5 protein-coding genes are annotated in these 3,731 nt (G+C 73.5%); 2 read left to right on the top strand and 3 right to left on the bottom strand.

Annotated features, from left to right (window positions below):
- Positions 1 to 106: 106 nt before the first annotated feature.
- Positions 107 to 457 (bottom strand): YciI family protein, encoded by a 351-nt coding sequence (locus tag ACFW2E_RS43180; protein WP_384476573.1) that lies wholly within the window; start codon positions 455 to 457, stop codon positions 107 to 109.
- A gap of 99 nt (positions 458 to 556) precedes the next feature.
- Here ACFW2E_RS43180 and ACFW2E_RS43175 point away from each other — a divergent pair, with 99 nt between their 5' ends.
- A complete protein-coding gene (locus tag ACFW2E_RS43175) occupies positions 557 to 1,624 on the top strand; it encodes an acyl-CoA dehydrogenase family protein (protein WP_384476571.1) in 1,068 nt (355 codons plus the stop codon).
- Here ACFW2E_RS43175 and ACFW2E_RS43170 read toward each other — a convergent pair.
- Together ACFW2E_RS43170 and ACFW2E_RS43165 are read right to left on the bottom strand one after the other, a co-directional pair.
- Positions 1,621 to 1,980, bottom strand: coding sequence for a DUF3224 domain-containing protein (locus ACFW2E_RS43170; RefSeq protein WP_384476569.1), 360 nt, complete (start codon positions 1,978 to 1,980; stop codon positions 1,621 to 1,623). The genes ACFW2E_RS43175 and ACFW2E_RS43170 overlap by 4 nt on opposite strands.
- Positions 1,981 to 2,288: 308 nt before the next feature.
- Positions 2,289 to 2,462, bottom strand: coding sequence for a hypothetical protein (locus ACFW2E_RS43165; protein WP_384476566.1), 174 nt, complete (start codon positions 2,460 to 2,462; stop codon positions 2,289 to 2,291).
- Between the two features lie 221 nt (positions 2,463 to 2,683).
- On the opposite strand from ACFW2E_RS43165, the gene ACFW2E_RS43160 reads away from it, so the two are divergent.
- Positions 2,684 to 3,731 (top strand): NAD(P)H-binding protein (locus ACFW2E_RS43160; protein WP_384476563.1); only part of this gene is annotated, 1,048 nt, incomplete at its 3' end.

Genomic DNA, 3,731 nt, shown 5'->3' with positions numbered 1-3,731 from the left:
ACCGCTTCCTCGGCGTGGTGGTTGACACCGTGGACGGGGACGAGGACGGAGACCGCGCGCCCGTACTCGGCGCGGAAGACGGCCTCGACGTCGGTGCCGTCCGGCATCAGTGCGCGTCCGTGAAGGGGCGCACCTCGATGGGGAGGGTGGTGGCCAGCGCGGCCTTCCTGCCCCATTCCAGGGCCTCGTCCAGGTCGGCGGCCCTGATCAGGCACAGGCCGCCCAGGTACTCCTTGCCCTCGGCGTAGGGCCCGTCGGTGATCAGCACGTCTCCGTGGTCGGGGCGCAGCACGGTGGCCGTCTCGGGGCCGTGCAGCCCGCCCGCGAAGACCCAGGCCCCGGCGTCGCGCAGTTCCTGGTTGAAGGCCTCGACGTTGCGCATGATCCCGGCCAGTTCGTCGGGAGCGGGAGGCCGGCCGCCGGCCGGCTGGACCACGCTGAGCAGGTAGTGCTTCATGACGTCCTCCATGGCGTCGTGGGGTGTCCGTCATCTCGTACACGAACGGCGGCCCCCCGGATCGACACCTCGCCCCACGGGATCGGGAGAATCCTTTCCATGACCATCGCAGCACACCCGCTCGTGGCCGCCGCCCGCCGGCTCGCGGACGATCTGCTCGCCCCGCGGGCGCAGCACGTCGACCAGGAGGGCGTACCCGAGAGCCACATCGAGGCGATCAGGCGTGCCGGTCTGCTCGGGGTGAGCGCGCCGCGGGAGTACGGCGGGGCCGGTGCGCCCGACCCGGTGGCCCGCAAGATCGCGGAGATCCTGGCGGGCGCGTGCTGTTCCACCTGGTTCGTGCAGACCCAGCACCACACTCCGGTGAAGCTGCTCGCACGGTCCGAACTACCCGTGCGGGAGCGGCTGTTGCGTCCGCTGGCCACCGGCGGGCGGATGGCCGGGATCGCCTACGCCCACGTCCGCGCCTTTCCGCGGGTGCCCGTGCGCGCCACCGCCGAGCGGGGCGGCTGGCGCTTCGACGGGACCGTACCGTGGTACACGGGCTGGGGTCTGAACGACGTGATGCTCCTCGCGGGCGTCTGCGAGCGGAACGACGTGGTGTTCGCGTTCGCCGACGCGCGCGAGCAGCCGGGGCTGCGCCCTTCGCCGCCGATGCGCCTCGCGGCACTCACCGCCGCCCGCACGGTCTCCCTGGAACTGGACGGTCTGTGGCTGCCCGAGGAATCCGTCGTACTGCGCACGCCGCGGGAGAAGTTCGCCCTGATCGACATCCCGCGCAGCACCAACGCCTCGCCCGCGGTCTTCGGGGTGGCGTACGCGGCCCTGCGCGTGCTGGAGGGCACCCCGGACGGGACGGAGACGGCGCGTGCGCTGCGCGCCCGTCTCGACGAGGTGCGGCGGCGCGCCTACGCGCTGGCCGACCACGCCGTCCCGCACGAGCACGTCGAGGAACGCCTGGCCCTCAAGACCCGGGCGTACGACCTGATGCGCGCGGCCACCACCGCGGCGGTGGTGGCGTCCGGCGGACGCGCCATGGACCTGTTCAGCCCGGCCCAGCGACTGGCCCGCGAGGGCATGTTCCTGCTGGTGCAGGGCCAGACGACCGCGGTGCGCGGCGCGCATCTCGCAGCGCTGGCCGCGACCGGGACGGAGGGAGCGTCCTAGTTCTGGACGGCATCCCGGCCGAGTTCGCCGTCGAACCGGATGCGGTGCGTGCCGTCGGCGTCGGCGGCCGGTCCCCCGGCGCCGGAGATCCCGGTGAGGCCGCCGGTGCCGCTGGTGGGCACGATGGTGAAGGACTCCGCGCTGCGGTCACTGCCGGACGTCGTCGCCGAGTGCACGAAGTTGAAGGAGCCGTGCCGTTCGTGCAGCGAGCCTTCGAACGACTCCATGACCACGTACCTGCTTACGCGGCTGTCCTGGTCGAACGCGGCGGTGCACAGCGTCGCCGAACGGCCGGTGACCTCGCCCTCGAAGTGCTTCTCGATCCCGGCAACGACCTGCCGGTCCGCGCAAGGCACCGGCGGCCGTGTCCGCCGCTCGGCTCGCGGTGGCCAGGAGCGGGGCGCGGCCGAGTGGGCGGCGGAGAACCGGCCGACCACCTGGGCCGGCGCCTCGGCGGCGTGTGACGGTGACGGATCCGCCGCGGGGGGCCGGCCGGGAACCCGAGGGCGAGCCACTCGCACGCACTCGTGCCGTCGATCGTGGCAGTGCCGCTGGGGCAGTCAGGGAAATCCCGCCCGGTCTCGTATCGCGGACCGCGGAAATGCACCACAGCGGGACGGACACACCCCGCAAACGCCCGGGAATCGCCCGCATTCCGCAAGCTCTAGGCCGCCTCCTCCTCGCGGGTGGGCACCACCACGAGGAACGCGTCGGACTTCAGGTCCATCACGACGGTCGCGGGCTCGCCGTCCGCGCGGCGCGCGGCCGCGTACTCCTCCGCCGGCCACGATCCCCGGGGAGCCCCTGCCGGAAACCGCTCCAACACTTTCGCGCCCATGGTGGCAACTCACCTCCAGTGCCGACAGGCCGACCCGGCCCTGCGTCGTGCGTACCTTCCCGGCTGCCCGGATTCGCCGCGGACATGCCCAGCGTCCGGGCGACCAGGGCCCGGGACGGCGCGCCCGATCGCCGCGCCCTCCCCCGGCGGGCACGCATCCGCGCGGACCCTCAGGGTGGAAGTGACCGAAGGGGGACGTCGACGCGGAGGACCGAGGACCCATGAACCATGACGACGTCGGATCGGCACCGCGCTGCCTGGTGACGGGCGCCACGGGGTACATCGGGGGCAGGCTCGTGCCCGAGCTGCTGGCGGCCGGGTACCGGGTGCGCTGCATGGCCCGTTCGCCCGGAAAGCTGCGCGACTACCCCTGGACGGGCGACGTGGAGGTGGTACGGGGAGACGTCACCGACGACTCGTCGGTCGCCGTCGCGATGCGGGACGTCGACGTTGCCTACTACCTGGTGCACGCCCTCGGCACGGGCCGCCGCTTCGAGGAGACCGACCGTCGGGCGGCCCGGATCTTCGGGGAGCGCGCCCGGGCCGCGGGCGTGCGCCGCATCGTCTACCTCGGCGCCCTCGCCCCGGCCGGAGTGCCCGAGCGCGAGCTCTCGCCGCATCTGCGCTCGCGCGCGGAAGTGGGCCGCATCCTGCTGGACTCGGGCGTGCCCACCACCGTGCTGCGCGCGGCGGTGATCATCGGGTCGGGCTCCGCCTCCTTCGAGATGCTGCGGTACCTGACCGAGCGGCTGCCGGTGATGGTCACCCCGAGCTGGGTGCGCACCCGCATCCAGCCCATCGCCGTACGGGACGTGCTGCGCCTGCTCGTCGGCAGCGCCCGCATGCCCGGCAGTGTCAGCCGGTCCTTCGACATCGGGGGGCCGGAGGTGCTGACCTACCGGGACATGATGCTGCGGTACGCGGCGGTCGCGGGGCTGCCCCACCGGGTGATCGTCCCCATCCCGGTGCTCACGCCTCGTCTGTCCAGCCTCTGGGTGGGCCTGGTCACGCCCGTCCCCGCGGGCATCGCCCGGCCGCTGACCGAGTCGCTGCGCCACGAGGTCGTCTGCCGCGAGCACGACATCACCCGGTACGTGCCCGAACCGCCGGGGCACCCGATCGGCTTCGACGAGGCGGTACGGCTCGCCCTGCGACGGGTCCGCGAGGCCGGGGTCACCACCCGCTGGTCGTCGGCCGCGGTCCCCGGTACGCCCAGTGATCCGCTGCCCACCGACCCCGACTGGTCGGGCGGCAGCCTCTACACCGACC

Source organism: Streptomyces sp. NPDC058964 (assembly GCF_042741275.1).
Taxonomy (GTDB): Bacteria; Actinomycetota; Actinomycetes; order Streptomycetales; family Streptomycetaceae; genus Streptomyces.
Note: the sequence above shows the minus strand (reverse complement) of the source record. Positions and strands in the feature narration are given on the sequence as shown.